This is a genomic window from Vibrio natriegens NBRC 15636 = ATCC 14048 = DSM 759, from assembly GCF_035621455.1.
Lineage (GTDB): Bacteria > Pseudomonadota > Gammaproteobacteria > Enterobacterales > Vibrionaceae > Vibrio > Vibrio natriegens.
Map to the genome: position 1 here is coordinate 771,247 of NZ_CP141823.1, position 18,987 is coordinate 790,233.

Sequence of the window (18,987 nt, forward strand, 5' to 3'; positions counted from 1 at the left end):
CTATCGTATAGATGAGTGACCCTTTTACAAAATGTCACTCATCTCTTGTTTCTCCGCAACAACACACTCAACAGCCCTTTCGCTTTTATTTTCGTCGCTCGCCAATGGGTATGCGGCTTGGTCGGCGCTGTATCCAGAATATGCCGATAGGCGTTTTCATCCAAAACCACTTCCCCTCCATGCGCAAGCAACAAACAGCTTGGTTGCAGTTCAAAAACCCGTTTAACGGAAAGACGATATTGATTGGGGTGAAAGATAGGAAACGGTGCAATTAAGTGCTTCTTCACTTTTACTATCAGATCCGCGACGTACAACACACTCTGCTCCGCATGATAGACCGATAAATCTCTGTCGGTATGCCCCAGCGTTTCCAATACCTGCCAATCTTCAAAACCAGGAATAGTTTCACCGTCCACCAGCTCAATATCTGGATTCAGTTTCCTTGAATACCACAGGTTGCGTTTGGGTTTGTGCATTCGATTTGCCATCCACCTAGCCAACGCCAAGTCCGTCAAATGCATCAACCAGCCATCAATACCGCTGTACCACTGAACATCACGTTTGGCCGCTAAGATTTTGCACCCTGTCAGAGCTCTAAGCTTATGCGCCGCTCCCGCATGATCCGGGTGCATGTGGGTTACGACCACCAGCTTGAGATCGGTAAATGGTCGCTTAAGTTGATACTCAATAAAATCTTTAAGATGAGGGATATCAGCTCGGCTTGCACCATCAAGCAACATGAGTTTATCGGCGTACTCGGCCAGGTACATGGTCTGTATGTACCCCTGAATTCTATGTAGCTGCAAAATCTATCCTTATACTGTTTTAAGACCACATCCTTGCTGGTCAGACCAACTATAACAGTAGAAACATTAAATTGTTAAATATATGTTGTCCAAGTTAATTTGACACCAGTAACAGCACTCTGAATCCCCCCTCAAGAAGTAAACTGGGTATAAATATTTACACCAATCTTCGACAACAAAGCCTAATCGATAAGATAGATTTTAATCATTAGACTCTAAACAAATTTTGTCCGTTAATGCGCGCACACGGAGTTCGTGTCAGGGTATGAGGTGATACCAATCGTAGCAAATAACTGGTCATTCTAGCTGGTTAAAATGTTCGATAACTGCGTTACAATTTTTGACTGTAGAGTAACTACTTATGAAAAAGTTGTGCCTTGTTATCATGCATTTTTCCTGCGCTATTTCTGATCACTTACTCACTGTGATTGGTATTAATGCCTCATGAATTGCTTTTTGGTACTTTCCTTCTAATAAATTAAAGGGTTAAGTACATTTTTGTGAGAATTGAGTTGGAAAAAGCAACGAAATTAGACCGCATTCGCGCGGACTACAACGTTCACTACTGGAGCCAAGGCTTCTACGGTATCGATAACCAAGGCGAGGTATACGTCTCTCCTCGAAGTGACCGTGCACATCAAATCCCTTTCAGTGCCATTGTAAAAGAGCTAGAAGCGAAGCAGCTGAACTTGCCTGTTCTCGTTCGCTTCCCACAGATCGTGCATCAACGTGTGCATGGTCTTTGTGATGCTTTCAACCAAGCGATTGAAGATTATCAGTATCCGAATAAATACTTGTTGGTATACCCAATTAAGGTAAACCAGCAACGTGAAGTGGTTGATGAAATACTCGCCAGCCAGGCAGAGCTCGAGACGAAACAACTCGGCCTCGAAGCTGGCAGTAAACCGGAACTATTAGCCGTACTGGCCCTGGCTCAACAAGCTAGCTCCGTGATTGTCTGTAATGGCTATAAAGATCGTGAATACGTGCGCCTTGCGCTGATTGGCGAAAAGCTCGGACATAAAGTGTTTATCGTCTTAGAGAAGCTATCAGAGCTTGATCTGGTACTGCAAGAAGCAGAAAGCTTGGGCGTACAGCCTCGATTGGGTCTGCGTATTCGCCTTGCTTCTCAGGGAGCCGGTAAGTGGCAATCAAGTGGTGGCGAAAAGTCCAAGTTTGGTCTGTCTGCATCACAGGTGCTGAGTGTGATTAACCGCCTGAAGAACAGTGGTAACCTCGATGCTTTGCAATTGGTGCACTTCCATCTTGGGTCACAAATGGCGAACATTCGTGATGTACGCAACGGTGTGAATGAGTCTGCACGTTTTTACTGCGAGCTGCGCGCAATGGGTGCCGGCATTGATTACTTCGATGTGGGTGGCGGCTTAGCTGTAGATTATGACGGAACACGTAGCCAATCATCCAACTCGATGAACTATGGCCTTGCTGAATACGCACGAAATATCGTCAATACGGTTGGCGATGTATGTCAGCAATATGAGCAGCCGATGCCGGTGATTATTTCTGAGTCCGGTCGCTCTTTGACGGCGCATCATGCCGTGTTGGTATCCAATGTAATTGGCACAGAAGCTTACCAACCTGAAGACGTGTTTGCTCCAGCCGATGATGCCCCTTTGTTGCTGCAAAACATGTGGCGTAATTGGGAAAACTTGCAAAACGGCACTGACGCTCGAGCACTGATTGAGATTTACAACGACACGCAAAGTGACTTGGCAGAAGCACATTCTAATTTTGCAACTGGCGTAATTAACCTTGAGCAGCGTGCCTGGGCAGAACAACTGTCACTGCGCATTTACTTCGAATTGAGTCGTAAGATGAGCACGAAGAACCGCTTCCACCGTCCTATTCTGGATGAGTTGAGCGAACGTCTCGCAGACAAGTTCTTTGTTAACTTCTCGCTCTTTCAGTCTCTGCCAGACGCATGGGGGATCGATCAGGTATTCCCTGTATTGCCGCTTTCTGGCTTAGGCGACGCCGAAGAACGTCGAGCGGTCATGTTGGACATCACTTGTGACTCTGATGGTGCGATTGATCTTTACGTTGATGGTCAAGGTATAGAAAGTACGTTACCAGTTCCTGCATGGACCAAAGATAAGCCATACCTGCTGGGCTTCTTCCTAGTCGGCGCATACCAGGAAATTCTTGGTGACATGCACAACTTATTTGGTGACACCCACAGTGTGGTTGTTAACGTAGAAGAGAACGGTGAGTTTGAAATTAGCTACATCAACGAAGGTGATAGCGTAGAAGACATGATGCGTTATGTTCATATCGACGTTGAAGCGATTCGAGATAATTACAAGCAACTGGTTTCGGAACGAGTTGAAGCCGGTGAACAAACACAAATCCTTGCTGAACTGGAACAAGGTTTGGTGGGATACACCTATTTAGAGGATTTCTGATATGAATGATTTGTTTACTAAAACTGATTATTCGCTTTACTCCAACTCAATGTCGTTTCTGCGTCTTCCGTACATTAAAAATCCGGTGACTGCAGAGGCAGACGTTGTGGTACTCGGCGTTCCTCTCGACATGGCAACATCTGGTCGTTCAGGGGCTCGCATGGGTCCGGATGCTATCCGTCGCGCTTCGGTGAATTTAGCCTGGGAAGGTAAAAAATTCCCTTGGGATTTCAACGTATTTGATAAGTTAACCGTCATTGATTCCGGAGACTTGGTCTTCGATTGCGGTGACGCAGAAGACTTCACTTACCGTTTGGAAGCGGCGACAAGCGAGATCTTAAAAAGCGAGAAAACAATGCTTGCACTGGGGGGGGATCATTTCATCACCCTTCCGATTCTGCGTGCTTATGCGAAACATTATGGCGAAATGGCGCTAGTTCATTTCGATGCTCATACAGACACATATGCGAACGGCAGCTCATACGACCACGGTACGATGTTCTACCATGCACCGAAAGAAGGGCTAATTTCTGCGAAGAACTCAGTACAAATTGGTATTCGTACTGAATACAAACAGCAAGATCACGGCTTCAACGTTATTAATGCGATGCAAGCCAATGACATGTCTGTGAATGAGATTCTAGACGAGATTCGTCGTACCGTTGCTGATAAGCCAGTATACGTTACCTTTGATATAGACTGCTTAGATCCAGCATTTGCTCCGGGAACGGGAACGCCGGTTTGCGGCGGTTTAAATACTGACAAGGTGCTTAAAATCATTCGTGGTTTGGCTGGCATGAATATCGTAGGCATGGACGTGGTAGAAGTATCACCACCTTATGACCAAAGTGATGTCACCGCATTAGCAGGCGCGACCATTGCTCTAGAACTGCTGTACGCTTACGCATCAGGTCGAGAACAAGCATAAATTTTTCAAAGGGAGCATTCGCTCCCTTTTTTGTCTTTTCGCACACCAAACTTTCGGATTATTTTTTCTAATCCAAATCATAGATTTTAATCTTGCTTGACGACAAAAGTTTAGATTGCCAAGCACAGATTCAAGCACTAATATCTCGCACGAATCATCCCCTAATATAACAAATTACATTAGCACTCTTTATGGAGAGCTAAGGCTTCTTACACCTTAAATTTATTGGAGATACACGTAAATGCCGGCTTCGTTTCCATTAGTGAAACTTACGTTTTTAATCGCAATATTGACTGCCGTAGGTCAGATGACCCAAACGATGTACGTGCCTTCAATCGGTCATATGGCGAGTGAATTTTTGGTTTCTGCGTCTTCACTTCAAGCCGTTATGGCCTGTTACTTGATCCCATATGGCTTGTCACAGTTTGTGTATGGTCCGTTGTCCGATCGCCTTGGACGTAAACCAATTATTATTGCTGGCTTGCTCATTTACATCGTGGGGACGTTAGTCGCTCTATTTACCCACCAGTTTGAATGGTTCTTAGTCGGTAGCTTTATTCAGGGCTTGGGCATTGGCTGTGGTGGCGCGATGGCACGTATCTTAACTCGTGACTGTTTTGAAGGTGCAGAATTACACCGTGCGAATAGCTTGATCAGCATGTGTATCCTCTTCTCACCTTTGATGGCACCATTACTGGGTGGCTATTTAACAGAAGCGTTCAGTTGGCGTTCTAGCTACCTATTTCTCGCGCTATTTGGTATTGCTGTGGTCATTACCATGATGACGAGCATGATGGAGACTCTTCCTGTCGAAAAGCGCAAAAATGAGCCAGTGACTAAGAGCTATCAATACGTTTTATCCGATAAACGCTTCCAAGGTTTTTTGATCTGCCTTGTGGCCACATTCGCGGGTGTGGGCGTCATTGAAGCAGCTGCAGGTGTGCTACTAGGCGGCGTGTTGGGATTACCAGCGACAACCGTCAGCTTGCTGTTTATTATTCCGATCCCGGGATACCTGATTGGTTCAGGCTTATCGAGCTACATCGCTCAGCGCCGTTCAATGCGCCGAGCCCTGAATGTTGGTCTGGTTGCCATTTTTATCGGTTCAGCCGTCGTGTTGATCCCAGGCCTGTTTGGCTTAACGACCGCGTTAACCTTGATTGGCGGCGCTACTATTTACTTTTTGGGTGCAGGTATACTCTTTCCGGCAGCCACAACGGGGGCGATTTCTCCGTTCCCATACCATGCAGGTACTGCGGGTGCGACGTTGGGCGGTATGCAAAACTTGGGCGCGGGTATCGCAACCTTACTTGCGTCACTATTCCCCGCTCAGAACCAAATGCCTCTGGGTATTTTGATGATGGCGATGTCAGTTATCGCAATGCTCGGGCTACGCTGGGTTAACCGCACGCCGGATCATTCCAACCAAGTACCACAGGTTATATAACCAAACTCAATATGCATTTTCTTAGGGACATACTATGTAGTATGTCCCTTTTTTGTACTCACATTCCAAAAGACTGTTTGCTTTGTATAACAACTGCTTACACAATGAAGTTTCATATCGATCACTGGAAGATCAAAAACATCGGTAACAAACCTGAAAGCACGCTCAAGCCATATACAATTAGATTCCATTAAAAACGATGACTTGGGTATAAAATACAAGGATAAACAGATGCGTTTTACTCTTACGACGTTGGCCGTATCAGTCGCAATTTTGGCCGGATGCAGTAATCAAGGAACTTCAACTATGAACCATTATTCTCAGTCACAGCTCATTGCCCAGCAAACACAAGCGCCTGTCGCAAAGAAAGTGCCGCATGCCATGACGATTCATGGCGACACCCGTATCGATAACTACTACTGGATGCGAGACGACGAGCGCAAAGATTCGGAGGTATTGCAGCATCTTGAAGCAGAGAATAAATATACCGAAACCGTTCTCAAGCATACCGAAACGCTTCAGCAAACACTGTTTGAAGAAATCAAGGGCAGAATAGCCAAAGACGACAACTCCGTTCCGGTTCGTAAGGGCAATTACTTTTATTCCAGTGAAGTCTCTGGAGACAACGAATATGAAGTTCATCTGCGCGCCAAAGACTTTTCCGGCACCGATAAATCAGTGATTTTAGATGTCAACGAACTGGCCAAAGGTCATGAATTCTTTAATGTTAGCGGATTACATGTCAGCCCTGATGAAACGCTTTTGGCTTATGGCGAAGACACGTTAAGTCGCCGTATTTACACCATCAAAATCAAGAATCTGGAGACGGGTAAATACCTTGAGGACAAAATCGAAGGCGCTTCTAGTGCCATTGCCTGGCAAAACGATAACCAAGCGTTCTATTACATAAAAAAGGACCCACAAACACTGTTAGGCTACCAAGTCTATCGCCATGTACTGGGAACCCCGCAAAGTACAGACAAGCTGATTTACGAAGAAACAGATAGTGAATACTACACCTACATCAGCAAGAGTAAGGATGGAGAAGAGGTCTACATTTGGCACTCCAGTACCGAAACGAGCGGTGTGTCTGTGCTCGATGCAAACAATCCAAATGCGAAAGCTGAACCCTTTTTTCCGCGCGAAACCGGTATCGAGTACAGCATCGCAAAACTTGGCGACTGGTACTACATCTACACGAACTATGAGGCAATTAACTTCCGTTTGATGAAAGTGCACAAAGACAACATGCACGACCGTTCTCATTGGCAAGATGTTATTCCGGCAGACGATGATACTCAGCTGGTCGATTTTGAGTTGTTCGATGACCATCTGGTTTATGAGCAACGCGCAAATGGCTTATCAACGGTCACTGTGCGTGAACTATCCAGCGGTAACGAATTCCCCCTCCAATTTCACGATAGCGCATTTGCAGCGTACCTAACTGGAAACTACGAGTTAGATAACAATAAAGTACGCATTTACTACAGTAGCTTAACCACGCCGGGTACTTACTATGATTTCGATCTGAAAACGGGTGAATCTGAGGTCATGAAACAAACCCCAGTCCTGGGTGACTTTAACGCTGATAATTACCAGTCTGAACGAATTATGATCAAAGCTCGTGATGGCAAGTCAGTGCCTGTTTCGCTGGTTTATCGCAAAGATCGCTTTAACAAAGATGGTACCAATCCTATTTATCAATACGGTTACGGTTCTTATGGCGCGACAATAGAGCCAACCTTCAGCTCAACGCGTTTAAGTTTGCTGGATCGTGGTTTCGTTTTCGCCATCGCCCATATTCGCGGTTCTGAAATGCTAGGCCGCCCTTGGTATGAAGATGGTAAAAAGCTGACAAAGCAAAACACCTTTAACGATTTTGTCGATGTAACGAAAGGCTTAGTCGAGAAGAACTACGGTGCAAAAGATAAAGTGTTCGCGGTGGGCGGTTCGGCAGGAGGCCTGTTAATGGGCGCTGTTATTAACCAAGCGCCTGAGTTATACCGCGGCATTGGTGCGCATGTACCTTTTGTCGATGTTGTGACGACGATGTTGGATGAATCGATTCCATTAACCACGAATGAATACGATGAGTGGGGTAACCCGAACAACAAAACCTATTACGACTACATGTTGAGTTATTCGCCTTACGACAATATTGAAGCACAGGATTACCCAAACATGCTCGTCACCACGGGTTTGCATGACTCTCAGGTTCAGTACTTTGAGCCAATGAAGTGGATAGCTAAGTTGCGCGAAATGAAGACTGATAACAACGTGCTGGTGTTTAAGACCGATATGGAGGCAGGACATGGTGGCGCTTCCGGTCGATTTAAACGCCTAAAAGAAGATGCACTGGAATATGCTTTCTTCCTGGACCTGCTAGAAACAAAGTAACAGAAAAACAATGCCCGCACTTGCGGGCATTGTTACGATCAGCGTCAGCACAATAATCGGCCGGAAATAAAAACGCCTACTCCCTTAATCCTTTTTACAAAGCAAGAAGTAGGCGCTAACACAATAACTGTGTTTAGGCAGTAGATACTGTCCTATTGATTAGAAGTAGTAACGAGCACCGATAGTCCAGTAGTCGTTCTCATCTTCATCAATGTCGTTACCTAGATCAATTTGGTAACCTGCGAATGTATAGAATGAAGGAGTAACAGCGTACTCTGCTTGTAGTGCCATTTCGCTGTAAAGAGTGTCTAGATCATCGTCTTCCACGCCTTCGTAGTTCACGCTGAAAGTCCAATCGTTAACACCGTACGCTAAAAGTGCTTCTAGCTGAGTAGTGTCTTCTAGACCTTCAAAGAAGTATTCGTTCATACCGTATACAACTGCCGCATAAAGGCCTGAACCGTAAGAGCCGTAGTATGCTGACAAAATATGTGAACTTGCGTTTTCTTTACCAGTTTGACCACCAAATTCAACATCACCACCGCTGTATGCGTAGCCAAGACCGAAGCCTGCTAACTCAGTGCTGATAGAAACTTGGCCACGGTCATCGTAATCACCGTTTTGACCTTGCCAACCTAGACCTAGATTGAACGCAAAGCCTTCACCGAATTGGAAACCTTTACGGTAGCTAACCATTTTTTCACCACGAGCAGAACCAAGCTCGTAGTAGTTTGAATATAGGAAGTCGTTCGCAAACGCGATTGGCAAATCAGCAACACCACCTACATCGTAGTATGGAGTCCACTGCGTACCTACAACCAGACGACCAAGTTGCTCATGCGTTGCGCCAATGTAGCCAAGACGAGTTGAAAAAGACTGATCGCCACCGTTTAGGTAGTTAAGTGCCCACTCACCTTTAGCATCAACAGTCACACCATTGCCGATGTCTTTTTTGCCAGCCACGTTGATACGAGGAGATACTTGGTGAACCTTTACGTCCTCGTCATAATACTCACCCACGCCCACAGATACATGACCGCCGATTGATAGAGATGTACCATCGCTGTTGTAAACTTCTGCTGCGAATGCCTGTGTACCACATGCTAGTGCCGCCACTGCTACGGCTAGAGCTTTCATTTTCATTGTTAACATCCATATAGTTGTTTGTGCCGATTCGTTCAAAAACAGAATAACCCTGCATCATTTGCAACGAACAGATAACAAGGTAGTAATGAAATTTAAATAAAACAAACAACTTATTATGCAACCAATCCACTCATTGATTAATATATGAACAATGTCACATAAAAATAGTGAACTTTTCATTCATATGCATAAAATTTGTGCTTTTTGCGTGCTACTTCTCTCAATGTACCGATATCTATTAATTTTAATTCTATCAATAGAAAAATATTGGCTGATACCTTTGCAGTATGATGTGTTATTAAGTAAAAATCAGTGAGTTTGGATTAATGATCTTTGTCTAACCAATACAGAGCTTTGTATCGAAATCAGCCTAGTTTGTTAGATAAATTCGCTGATTTTTACTGATCTGACACAGGCTCCTCAGTCTAAATCTCTTGCATAAATGCTGTAGATTATTGGAAATATGGAGGGTTAAAATGCAAAAAAGCCCGAGTGTTACCTCGAGCTTTTTGAGTGTTCTTGACAGCTATCTAAGAATTTAAACTGGATTCTGCTTTACGAAGTTGAGACAAATAAGTCACCCAACTTTTTGCCTGATCGGATGGCTTCATTTCATAAGATCGTTTCGCGTTTGCGAGCGCATCATCAATTCGCTTCAACTTGTAATAAACCCGAGCTTTGATAAGCGCGACGTCAGATGGTCTGCCAGAAACGTCATCCAAAACGGCCAATGCCTGTTGGTACTGCCCTTCCTGTACGAGTAGCTGAGAGTAGTTCCAGTTGTACTGTGAGTCGAGTTTCGCGGCTATACGCCAGCTATCTATCGACTTATCCCACTCTTTGGCCATTTGCCAGTACGTCGCTTGCTGAGCTTTCAATTTACTGTCTGAATTAATCTCATTGAGCTCATCCAAGACCAACGCAGCACGTTCTGGAATTCCTCGATTTGCATACAGCTGCGCTAACAGCTTCAAATCATCCTGGCTGAGTTCGACACCTTGAAGCTTAGCAAGAGCCAAAGAATCTAAAGCACGCTTATTATCATTAATGCGGAGATGTAAAGCGACCAGTTGACGCCACCATTCCACACGTGCAGGTTCAATCGCAATCAAACGCTTTATTGTGCCAATCGCTGGCTTCCACTTTTTGAGTTCCAGCTCAGCAGAAAGCTTGATCGAAAGCGGGCCTGTCTTGTCTGGCTGCCCAAACTGCTCATAGCGCCCCATGGCTGAAATCACTTTATTCCACTCTCTTTGTTGGTAATGCGACTGTGCTATACGCAACCAAACATCATGGGCTTTCTGGTTTTTTGGCACGGTCTTACTTAACGCATAATAGTGCGGTAACGCCTTGGAAAACTGTTGTTCGTTAAGCAGCATATCAGCCAGCATCTTACGGGTTTGCCACGCCTGTTCATCCTGCAACAAACCACTGTTCACTGCATACTCAAGTTGTTTAATTGCAGGCTTAATTTGCTGATTTTGCCAATAGAAAATACCCAACATACGAGCGACAAAAGCCTGATCATAGCCACGAGAAAGATCTAATCCTTCAAGTGTAGAAATGGCCTCTTTGAGGTTATCTTCCTGCGCCATAGCATGCGCCCGCTGGACACGGGAAGCCGTGTACTGACTTAACTCGTTAGCGGTGGTCGTAAAAGCGCTTAAGCATAAGACGGCACCAATTAGGAATTTCTTCATCATTTCGGTAACTTGAACTCCAGTCTTACGGTCTGCCCAAACTGCTCGATTGACACACCATTCTCAACTTTTGGCTGATATTTCCAATTTCTAAGCGCACGTATCGACTCACGCTCAAACATGCGGCTTGGCTCAGCTTCAACCACTTCAATATCTTTTGGACGGCCAGTCGCGTCAATAGTAAAGCGCAACACCACGTAACCTTCTACCTTACGTTTCTGAGCTTTGCTCGGATAGCGAGGTTCCACGCGATAAAGAGGTAGCGCTTGTTGGTTACCCATCGTGCCTTTTAGATTTGGCGCACTAATCGCAATACCATCCAACGCCGTATTGAGCCCCAAAGCGCTGGTCGGTGTGACTTGGCTCATCGGCTCAACTTGCGTGTTCGCTTGAGACAAATCCATCGGCTCTGGTGCTTTCGGCGGCTCAGGCGGCTCTGGAACCGAGCGTTGACGACGCTGTATGTCTGCATCGTTTTCCACCATCACCATGTCAAAGCGAACCGCTTCAGAAGCTTTGGGCGCACGCTGGTTGCCATTGTCTACCATCCACGCCATAAAGCTAAACAAGCTGACTGAAATCAACAAAGACAAAGGTAATGCAAGTAACAGCCTACCCATTAAGGTGTCTCCGCTGCCAATGCAATGTTCTTAACGCCTGCGCCTTTTGCTGCGTCCATTACTTTTACAACCGTACCATTATAAGCATGCTCATCCGCTTGGATGACAAGTGATGCATCAGGCTGATCAAGCAGCAAATGCTCGATAGACGCTTCTACACGCTCGATATCGACCAAACGCTTGTCAATATACACATCGTTTGCTGCCGTTACCGCTATGAAAATACCAGCATCTTTCTGGCTCACCACGTTTGAAGCCTGCGGGCGATTGACTTCTACCCCTGACTCACGAACAAATGAGCTAGTAACAATAAAGAAAATCAACATGATGAACACGATATCAAGCATGGATGTTAAATCGACTTGAGCTTCGTCTTGTTGATTAGGTCTGCGTCCGAGTCTCACTTCTGACTCCTTAAAGATTGTTCTAATTGGATGGCTCTGCGTTCACACACTTTGCTTAATCGTGCATGAATAAACATCCCCGCCAACGCCGCTACCATTCCAGCCATAGTCGGTAAAGTGGCAAGCGAGATACCTGAAGCCATCAATTTGGGATTGCTGCTGCCCTGTGAAGCCATCACATCAAACACGGTAATCATGCCCGTCACCGTGCCTAACAAGCCAAGCATTGGGCAAATAGCCACAAGCAATTTGATCGTTGATAAGTTCTGACGCAATTCAATCTGCGCCTTTGCAATCCATCCTTCGCGGATTTGATGCGCGTACCAAGAGTGATGTTCTGACCTTGCCAGCCACTGATCACGAAGCTCTGCTTTTACTTTAGGAAAAACCGTAGTCAGGTAAATGACCCGCTCCATGACCAATAACCAGCACACCGCAACCACGGCAGCCAGCCACCATAAGATTTGGCCACCTTGCTGCATAAAGCTCATCAAGGTTGTGGCCCAATCTTCACTGATCAAACCCAATGTGTTGAGTAAGATCTGCTCCATTACGCTGCATTCTCCGCGACAGTGTTCACTTTATTCATTCCTTTCGGCATATCGCGCTCGGCCTGTTCTGCGACTAAGCCGATGCCTTGCTTCTCAAGAATATTGCGAATATTTTCTGCTTGTGAACTCAACACATTGTGAGCCAGAAGCAGAGGCATTGCAGCAACCAGACCAAGTACTGTCGTTACCAGCGCCATTGAAATACCACCAGCCATGACTTTTGGATCACCGTTACCAAACTGAGTGATCACCTGAAAGGTTTCGATCATGCCTGTTACGGTTCCAAGCAGACCAAGCATAGGAGCCAGTGCCGCCAGTAGTTTCAGCATCGACAAGCCTTTTTCCAGATGCGTCTGTTCATCAACCACCGCTTCAAGAAGACGCAATTCTAATGCTTCCACACTGCGGTGTTTGTCTTTCTGATACACCGCAAGGACACGGCCTAACGGATTATCTTGTGGCTGAGCAGGGCTCTTCAGTTGCTGTGCGATCTTCTGACGTGCAATCATTAGTGATACACCACGAACGAGCGCAATGATCAAACCAATCGCAAGTAGACCGAGGATGATCTTACCCACGACACCACCAGCGCTGAGGCGATCTTGCAGGGTTGGCGAGTTCGCAAGTTGCTCCAAAAGGATACCGCGTGATGGATCAATAACGATGCTTTCTAGTTCGCCCGAAGTGAGTGTGCTTGCTGTCGGACCATTTTCAGGCTGACGAAGGTAGTTAACCGCATCGCCACGCTGACCATTCCAGTTCACATAACCGTTGTCATCCAGTAACGCCATCGCGCCCAGGCGAGCGCCCGAAATCGTCTGCTCACGACCTTCACCATCCAGCAATGTGAACGAAACATTCGCGAGTTCACCACTTGCCTTCACCTGCTCTTCCATGCTGCGCCACATGGCCTGAAGCTGTGACAAAGTAGGCAAAGAGGTCGCAGCAACAATCGCCTCGATGTCTTTCTGGTAAGTGTTGCGGTCAACACCCGTTACGGAATGTTTAAGCTCAGATTCAAGTTCTTTTGCATTCTGACGTACAACACCGAATAGCTCGCCAAGGCTGCCTGTCTCTAAACGAAGTTTCTCTTCAAGTTGTGCCAATTCAGCTTCATTTTCACTGAACGTCGCGCTTAAAGCGTCTGCTTCAGCTTGCAAAGCTGCACGCTCTGCAGCCAGTTGATTTTTAAGCGACTGCAACTGTTGTTCTGATTGTTTAAAACCGGCTTCACGCGTTACGTTGTGTGATTGCTGTTGACGATTTTCCTGCTGCGCTTTTTGCATCAAAGTGTCGCTGGCAAATGTGGTGTGAGGCATCAACGCAGCGCCTGAGATTAATGCAACCGATAACCATTTTTTGATCATTTATTTGCCCTCCGCAACGGTCAGCGACACTGGCAACGTTAACATGCTCGGTGCGATTTGTTTGTTTGCCATGGCAAACGCTTTGTCCAATTCTGTTTTTTGGTCAGAACCAAGTGGCTGCCAGGCTTTTTGCTGTTGCGACCAACTCCAGAACGTTTCTCCGGATAAGCTACGTGCGATCAACGATATTCGACCTAAATAAAGGACGTCAGCCTCGACTTTTTCGTTTGCAGATAAATCAATCTTGCCTTGGTAAACGCCAAGTCGAGTGCCGTAATCCATTTCGATTTGGTACGCTTCCAGGATTCGGCGAAACTTTTCTGCATCGGCAACATCCGCACGAGTCATCATCGAATCAAGCTTCGCAATACGCTCTTCGCGTTGTGCTTTACGAATCGGCTTATCGTTCGCCACGATCTCTTTTAACCCGTCAAGCATGTGATACATCAACGGCACAACACCTTGGCGAGTGTGCGCAATCTGCTCAATTTGATCATTCAAGTTGTCTACTTCTTGATTCTGACTATTCACAAGACTGGTAAGGTGATCGCGATAAATCTTTAAATTGCTGACTTCTTCTTGCAACTGTTCGATTTCTGCCTCCAAGGTCAACGCCTTTTCCGCACTGGTATCAATGCGTTTTTGACTAGCCGCGGATGCTTGATTGGTTTTACTTTGCACTGCTTGTGCACCGCTGAGATTTTCCGCGTGAACGGGAATCAAAACCGATGAAATCAACAGAGCGATACTTGATTTAATTAGATTCATACGAGTTTAAATGCTATTTCCTAAAACGACTAAAGGGGAATACGACCCTTCCCCTTTATTAATCAGATTGTTATCAGTACTTAAACTGGATTGTCGCCATGTAGTTTCGGCCTTCACCAACCACTACACCGTTCGCTCCTTCATACTCTAGAGGGTCGGTACTACCACCACCTGCTAAGTACTCAGTATCAAATAGGTTTTCTACATTGAATCGAGCAATAATATCCAAGTTTTCGTCGTACTTATGCTTGTATGACACACCCATATCAATGCGTGCATACCCATCTTTTTCGAAGGTATTCGCTGCATCTCCGTAGCGATCACCTTCATAAATCAAACCTAGGTTTAGGTTAGTGTTGTCTTGCACTTTATAGCTAGACCAAACACTCGCCGAAAACTCAGGTACATCTGCCGGACGATTACCTTTGTAACTTTTACTTTGTGTAATCTCTGCATCTAAATACATTGCAGAAGCCGTAAGCGACAACTTATCCGTCACAAAGCCCTGCGCTAGGATTTCTGCTCCACGGTGAACTTGCTCACCATCTTGCGTAATCGTCTCTTTGCCCGGATTATTTGGCGCATCAACCGTTAGCTTTACGTTCTCTAAGGTGATATCAAATAAAGCGCCTGTTAAGTAAAGACGTTGATCAAACAACTCCCACTTAGTACCAACTTCGTAAGAAATGCCGCGTTCTGCGTCTAGTTCTTCACCATCGTTAGTATAATCCTCACCATTTACCTGCCCTTGTGGCATAAAACTTTCAGAGTATTGCACATAAATAGAGCCATTCGATGTTGGGTGGAAAGTCACACCAAACTTCGGAGATATTTGACTCTCTGTTAACTCATCACTGCGTTTTTCATCATAACGAACACCCGCAAGTACCTGCCAGTAATCGTTAATGGTCATCATATTTTGCGCGTAGATTCCCCAAGTATCGTATTCATTCGTTGGCCATTTTCTAGAACTGCGATAGTCAGGCTTTGGCACCGTTTCTCCCGGAGCAATCTGAGCTTCATTATGAAACGCCATAAAGCGATCGTAACTGTAATCTAAGTAGTTAGCGCCGACTAACAGTGTGTTTTCCGTACCAAATAGATCAAAGCCCGTCGTGACGTCCAAATAAGCGGTATCGAACACCCAGTTATCTGAACGATCGTTGCCACGGTGAACAATGACGTTACCTGCATCGTATTCATTGAACTTCGGGTACGACTCTACGTCAAAACGCTCAAAGTCCTGGCGGTTGTATCCCGCTTTGACATTAACGTTCTCAACTACTTGAGCGTTAATGTCGATGCCATAGTTTTCGACGTCGTTATCGATCTTCGACCACTGCGCATCCCAAATGTATTTGTCACCACGCACAGGCTTACCATTCACAACGTAAGCACCTGAGTCTACGCTACCTTCATCTTTTGTACGGTCATAGTGCGCTGACACCATAACGTTTTCGGTAATGTCATACTCAGCAACTAAACCACCAACAAAACGGTCAGTTTGAGGCTTTGTACCATCACCGTATGTTCGCCAAGAACTGTAGTTCTCCTTCGCCAAAATCGCACGAGCACGCAGCGTCTCGGCTTCGTTTAAAGAGCCACTTACATCAAGCACTGTACGTGAATGCTCGTTTGAACCGATGTCCTGGCTCAGGCTTACTTGTGTTTTGGCTGTTGGCTTCTTGGAAACCATGTTTACTAAACCACCCGGCTCAGACTTACCGTAAAGCAGACCAGACGGACCTTTTAAAACTTCAACACGCTCTAAAAGCTCAATTGGCTGACGGTAATGTGACCAGTGTTGGCGACCATCTTTTAGAAAACCATCAGAACTACTTAGTTCAAATCCACGAAGCGAGAAACGTTCACGGTTACGACTAGTGCCGCCAGCGCTTACACTCGCGTCATTACGCAGTACTTCACCCAGCGTACTCGCTCGTTGCTCATCAATCACGGTTTCGTCAATGACGGCAACTTGTCCCGGAGTTTCTAGCTGCGTCATTTCCATACGCATCGCTGTACTGTTGGTATCCGCTTTGTAGCCGAACTCGCGTCCTTCAACAACTAGATGCTCATCCGTTTGAATTTCTGCCACTGCTGGTGCTGCTAACACCGCACCGATCACTAATGCCAAATGGCTCTTAGTAAACATATACTTTCACTCCGATTGTGTTTCGGGTCGCACATACAATGAATGTGATTCCCTCTTATTTATATCGCGAGTGAATATAAGTGATAAGTATTACCATTTGCATTAAATTTACATTCTTTGCATTTGCAGGATTTTGTAAAGAACTATTGGATGACGAATTATTCATACGAGATCTAGATCACAAAAAGCTTGGCCGCATCATGTCGTATTATTGTCTGAACATCAAACTTACGTTTAACCCACCTTGCGGACGGCTTTCTGCTTTAACGCTTCCTCCCATTATTCGCATCGATTCTTTGACAATCGCCAGCCCGAGACCATACCCACCGACGTTTTTATCTCTCGATGCATCAAGGCGTGTAAAAGGATTAAAGATTTCGGACAACTTGTTCTCTGCAATTCTGGGCCCATCATCAGATACCGACATAACGAGATAACGCTCGCCATTGACTTCTTTGTGGCTCAGAGCCACTTCTATCTGGGCACGTTCGCCTGCGTATTTGATTGCATTGCCAACAAGATTATTAAGACAACGCACCACCAATGTTTCTTCACAATATGCGCTCGGCTCAGTCGCAAGAGAAACAAATGACAAGCTTTGTTCTTGTTTAAGATCGATTTGGCAGCGCTCTACTTGTGGTGCCAAAAGCACTTCTAAATCATTACGTTTAGTCGTTTTATCGTAACGGGCATTCTCAAGACGGCTAAATTCTAAGATGCCGCTGATCAGGTGGTTTAGCTCTTTAGTCTCTTCTTCGAGCCTGGTAACCAGAGCCTGTTCATCTTCTCCCACGCGCTTGCGCAAGAGGTGTAGCACAAGATTTTGCCTGGCTAGTGGCGTTCTGAGCTCATGAGAAACATCACGAATCAAAAGACGTTGTTTTTCCGCTAGTGAGTGGATCTCTCTGGTCATGTGGTCAAAGTCCTCCGCGAGCTCATTAAACTCTCGGGTGGTAGACTTTAATTCCTGCACAACACTGACGTCGAAATCCCCGTTAGAAAGCTTCTTACTCGCCTCTCTGAGACGAGCGAGTGGCTGCTGTAATTTGCGCGCCATTAAAAGTGAGAATAAAGACAAAATTACCGCGGCAATCACGACCTTGATGATAGAAAAATAAAGGATAAAGTCATTCGCAGGGTGCAAACGATGCGGGAGTTCAATCACTAAATTGTGTTCATTAACCAGAGGAATATTGATAAGGGGTTGATTAACTTTGTCTTCCAATTGAGAGTCAAGACTGCGTTTGAACTGAAGCTTAAACTCAAAGTGTGGATGCATTAAACGATGTGTGATGGGTTGGAGCTGCTCATTCAATACAAACAGGTAAAATTGCTGTGCGTTGGCCCAATCTGCCAATTCATCCATATCACCGTATTCAATCAGTTCATTTGCTTGGTGGGCAAGTTCTAGCATCTCTGATTTGACACTATCAGGGACTTTTAGCATGGCTTTGACCAAAGCTCGTTCGGTTAAGTCCTGAACAAGCAATATGCTGATGACTATTGCCGTCATGTAGCTAAACAGCTTAAACGCAAGGCTGTCTTTACGTTTTACTATGTAAGATGGGCAGACAATCTTCATTACATGCTCACAGCTTCTAAATAGCTATAGCCTTTACCACGAAACGTTTTGATGTGCTGCTTTGAAAGACCCGCCTCAACCAGTTTCCGGCGGATGTTACTGATATGCATATCAAGATTACGATCAAACGGACTGAGCTCTTTTTGCAGAACTTCTGTTTGCAGCTCCGCTTTAGAGATCACTACTCCCTGATTTTTAACCAGATGGCTTAAAAGTTCAGCCTCAGTGCTGGTCAGCGGCAAGCTCGTTAGTTGATCACTTATATTCTGAACGGTATTACAAATGGTTTGTCGTTGGCGCTCCAAACCTACTCGACGAAGGATAGCTTTAATGCGCATCAGTAACTCTTCGACATTGAATGGCTTACCGATATATTGGTCAGCTCCGGCTTGATAGCCATCAAGCATCGAGTTCTCATCATTCAAAGCCGTGAGCATAAGAATGGGAGTAGCGAATCTCTGACAAACACGACGCGCAACTTGCATTCCGTTTAAATTCGGCAACATAACATCGAGTAAAACCAAATCGACAGGTGTTTTTTCCATGTATTGCAGAGCACTCTCACCACAATGCACAGAAGATACGGTATACCCTTCGTCTTGTAACACTGCCGCTAAGAGTTCACACAGAGGAACGTCGTCATCAACGATTAAAACTCGAGACATACCTAACCTATTATTCAAATAAAAATAG

15 protein-coding genes are annotated in these 18,987 nt (G+C 45.4%); 4 read left to right on the top strand and 11 right to left on the bottom strand.

Annotation, left to right across the window (positions count from 1 at the left end; all coding sequences use genetic code 11):
- Positions 1-38: 38 nt before the first annotated feature.
- Positions 39-770 carry an MBL fold metallo-hydrolase gene (locus VER99_RS17975; protein ID WP_031779227.1) on the bottom strand — a complete coding sequence of 244 codons (732 nt, stop codon included), beginning with the start codon at positions 768-770 and terminating at the stop codon, positions 39-41.
- 548 nt (positions 771-1,318) lie between these two features.
- On the opposite strand from VER99_RS17975, the gene speA reads away from it, so the two are divergent.
- The 4 genes from speA (at position 1,319) to VER99_RS17995 (ending at position 8,001) form a co-directional block, all read left to right on the top strand.
- Positions 1,319-3,229, top strand: coding sequence for an arginine decarboxylase (gene speA / locus VER99_RS17980; RefSeq protein WP_024373026.1), 1,911 nt, complete (start codon positions 1,319-1,321; stop codon positions 3,227-3,229).
- Position 3,230: 1 nt separating this feature from the next.
- A complete protein-coding gene (speB, locus tag VER99_RS17985; protein ID WP_014233532.1) occupies positions 3,231-4,157 on the top strand; it encodes an agmatinase in 927 nt (308 codons plus the stop codon).
- A 241-nt stretch (positions 4,158-4,398) separates the two neighbouring features.
- On the top strand, positions 4,399-5,604 hold the full coding sequence (gene emrD / locus VER99_RS17990; protein ID WP_020334640.1) for a multidrug efflux MFS transporter EmrD: 1,206 nt from the start codon (positions 4,399-4,401) through the stop codon (positions 5,602-5,604).
- A 231-nt stretch (positions 5,605-5,835) separates the two neighbouring features.
- A complete protein-coding gene (locus VER99_RS17995; RefSeq protein WP_024373028.1) occupies positions 5,836-8,001 on the top strand; it encodes a S9 family peptidase in 2,166 nt (721 codons plus the stop codon).
- A 159-nt stretch (positions 8,002-8,160) separates the two neighbouring features.
- On the opposite strand, the gene VER99_RS18000 is transcribed toward VER99_RS17995, so the two are convergent.
- The 10 genes from VER99_RS18000 to VER99_RS18045 form a co-directional block, all read right to left on the bottom strand.
- Positions 8,161-9,144 (bottom strand): porin, encoded by a 984-nt coding sequence (locus VER99_RS18000; RefSeq protein ID WP_014233529.1) that lies wholly within the window; start codon positions 9,142-9,144, stop codon positions 8,161-8,163.
- A 533-nt stretch (positions 9,145-9,677) separates the two neighbouring features.
- Positions 9,678-10,850, bottom strand: coding sequence for a tetratricopeptide repeat protein (locus tag VER99_RS18005; protein WP_020334636.1), 1,173 nt, complete (start codon positions 10,848-10,850; stop codon positions 9,678-9,680).
- Positions 10,847-11,467, bottom strand: a complete 621-nt coding sequence (locus VER99_RS18010; protein ID WP_020334635.1) for an energy transducer TonB — start codon at positions 11,465-11,467, stop codon at positions 10,847-10,849. The genes VER99_RS18005 and VER99_RS18010 overlap by 4 nt, the downstream gene beginning before the upstream one ends.
- Entirely contained in the window at positions 11,467-11,871 is a 405-nt protein-coding gene (locus tag VER99_RS18015) for an ExbD/TolR family protein (RefSeq protein ID WP_014233526.1), read from the bottom strand. The genes VER99_RS18010 and VER99_RS18015 overlap by 1 nt, the downstream gene beginning before the upstream one ends.
- The gene (locus tag VER99_RS18020) at positions 11,868-12,422 is read right to left on the bottom strand and encodes a MotA/TolQ/ExbB proton channel family protein (RefSeq protein WP_014233525.1); all 555 of its coding nucleotides are present in this window, start codon (positions 12,420-12,422) and stop codon (positions 11,868-11,870) included. The genes VER99_RS18015 and VER99_RS18020 overlap by 4 nt, the downstream gene beginning before the upstream one ends.
- The gene (locus VER99_RS18025) at positions 12,422-13,789 is read right to left on the bottom strand and encodes a MotA/TolQ/ExbB proton channel family protein (protein WP_020334634.1); all 1,368 of its coding nucleotides are present in this window, start codon (positions 13,787-13,789) and stop codon (positions 12,422-12,424) included. Before VER99_RS18025 ends, VER99_RS18020 begins: the two co-directional genes overlap by 1 nt.
- Positions 13,790-14,557, bottom strand: coding sequence for a DUF3450 domain-containing protein (locus VER99_RS18030; RefSeq protein WP_020334633.1), 768 nt, complete (start codon positions 14,555-14,557; stop codon positions 13,790-13,792).
- A 73-nt stretch (positions 14,558-14,630) separates the two neighbouring features.
- Positions 14,631-16,712, bottom strand: a complete 2,082-nt coding sequence (locus VER99_RS18035) for a TonB-dependent siderophore receptor (protein WP_020334632.1) — start codon at positions 16,710-16,712, stop codon at positions 14,631-14,633.
- A gap of 208 nt (positions 16,713-16,920) precedes the next feature.
- Positions 16,921-18,294, bottom strand: coding sequence for a sensor histidine kinase (locus VER99_RS18040; protein WP_020334631.1), 1,374 nt, complete (start codon positions 18,292-18,294; stop codon positions 16,921-16,923).
- Positions 18,294-18,959, bottom strand: coding sequence for a response regulator transcription factor (locus tag VER99_RS18045; protein WP_020334630.1), 666 nt, complete (start codon positions 18,957-18,959; stop codon positions 18,294-18,296). Before VER99_RS18045 ends, VER99_RS18040 begins: the two co-directional genes overlap by 1 nt.
- Between the last annotated feature and the right edge of the window lie 28 nt (positions 18,960-18,987).

Coding starts and splice junctions, on each gene's coding strand:
- VER99_RS17975 (WP_031779227.1), bottom strand. CDS start 770: ATGTACCTGGCCGAGTACGCCGATAAACTCATGTTGCTTGATGGTGCA.
- speB (WP_014233532.1), top strand. CDS start 3,231: ATGAATGATTTGTTTACTAAAACTGATTATTCGCTTTACTCCAACTCA.
- emrD (WP_020334640.1), top strand. CDS start 4,399: ATGCCGGCTTCGTTTCCATTAGTGAAACTTACGTTTTTAATCGCAATA.
- VER99_RS17995 (WP_024373028.1), top strand. CDS start 5,836: ATGCGTTTTACTCTTACGACGTTGGCCGTATCAGTCGCAATTTTGGCC.
- VER99_RS18000 (WP_014233529.1), bottom strand. CDS start 9,144: ATGAAAATGAAAGCTCTAGCCGTAGCAGTGGCGGCACTAGCATGTGGT.
- VER99_RS18005 (WP_020334636.1), bottom strand. CDS start 10,850: ATGATGAAGAAATTCCTAATTGGTGCCGTCTTATGCTTAAGCGCTTTT.
- VER99_RS18010 (WP_020334635.1), bottom strand. CDS start 11,467: ATGGGTAGGCTGTTACTTGCATTACCTTTGTCTTTGTTGATTTCAGTC.
- VER99_RS18020 (WP_014233525.1), bottom strand. CDS start 12,422: ATGGAGCAGATCTTACTCAACACATTGGGTTTGATCAGTGAAGATTGG.
- VER99_RS18025 (WP_020334634.1), bottom strand. CDS start 13,789: ATGATCAAAAAATGGTTATCGGTTGCATTAATCTCAGGCGCTGCGTTG.
- VER99_RS18030 (WP_020334633.1), bottom strand. CDS start 14,557: ATGAATCTAATTAAATCAAGTATCGCTCTGTTGATTTCATCGGTTTTG.
- VER99_RS18035 (WP_020334632.1), bottom strand. CDS start 16,712: ATGTTTACTAAGAGCCATTTGGCATTAGTGATCGGTGCGGTGTTAGCA.
- VER99_RS18040 (WP_020334631.1), bottom strand. CDS start 18,294: ATGAAGATTGTCTGCCCATCTTACATAGTAAAACGTAAAGACAGCCTT.
- VER99_RS18045 (WP_020334630.1), bottom strand. CDS start 18,959: ATGTCTCGAGTTTTAATCGTTGATGACGACGTTCCTCTGTGTGAACTC.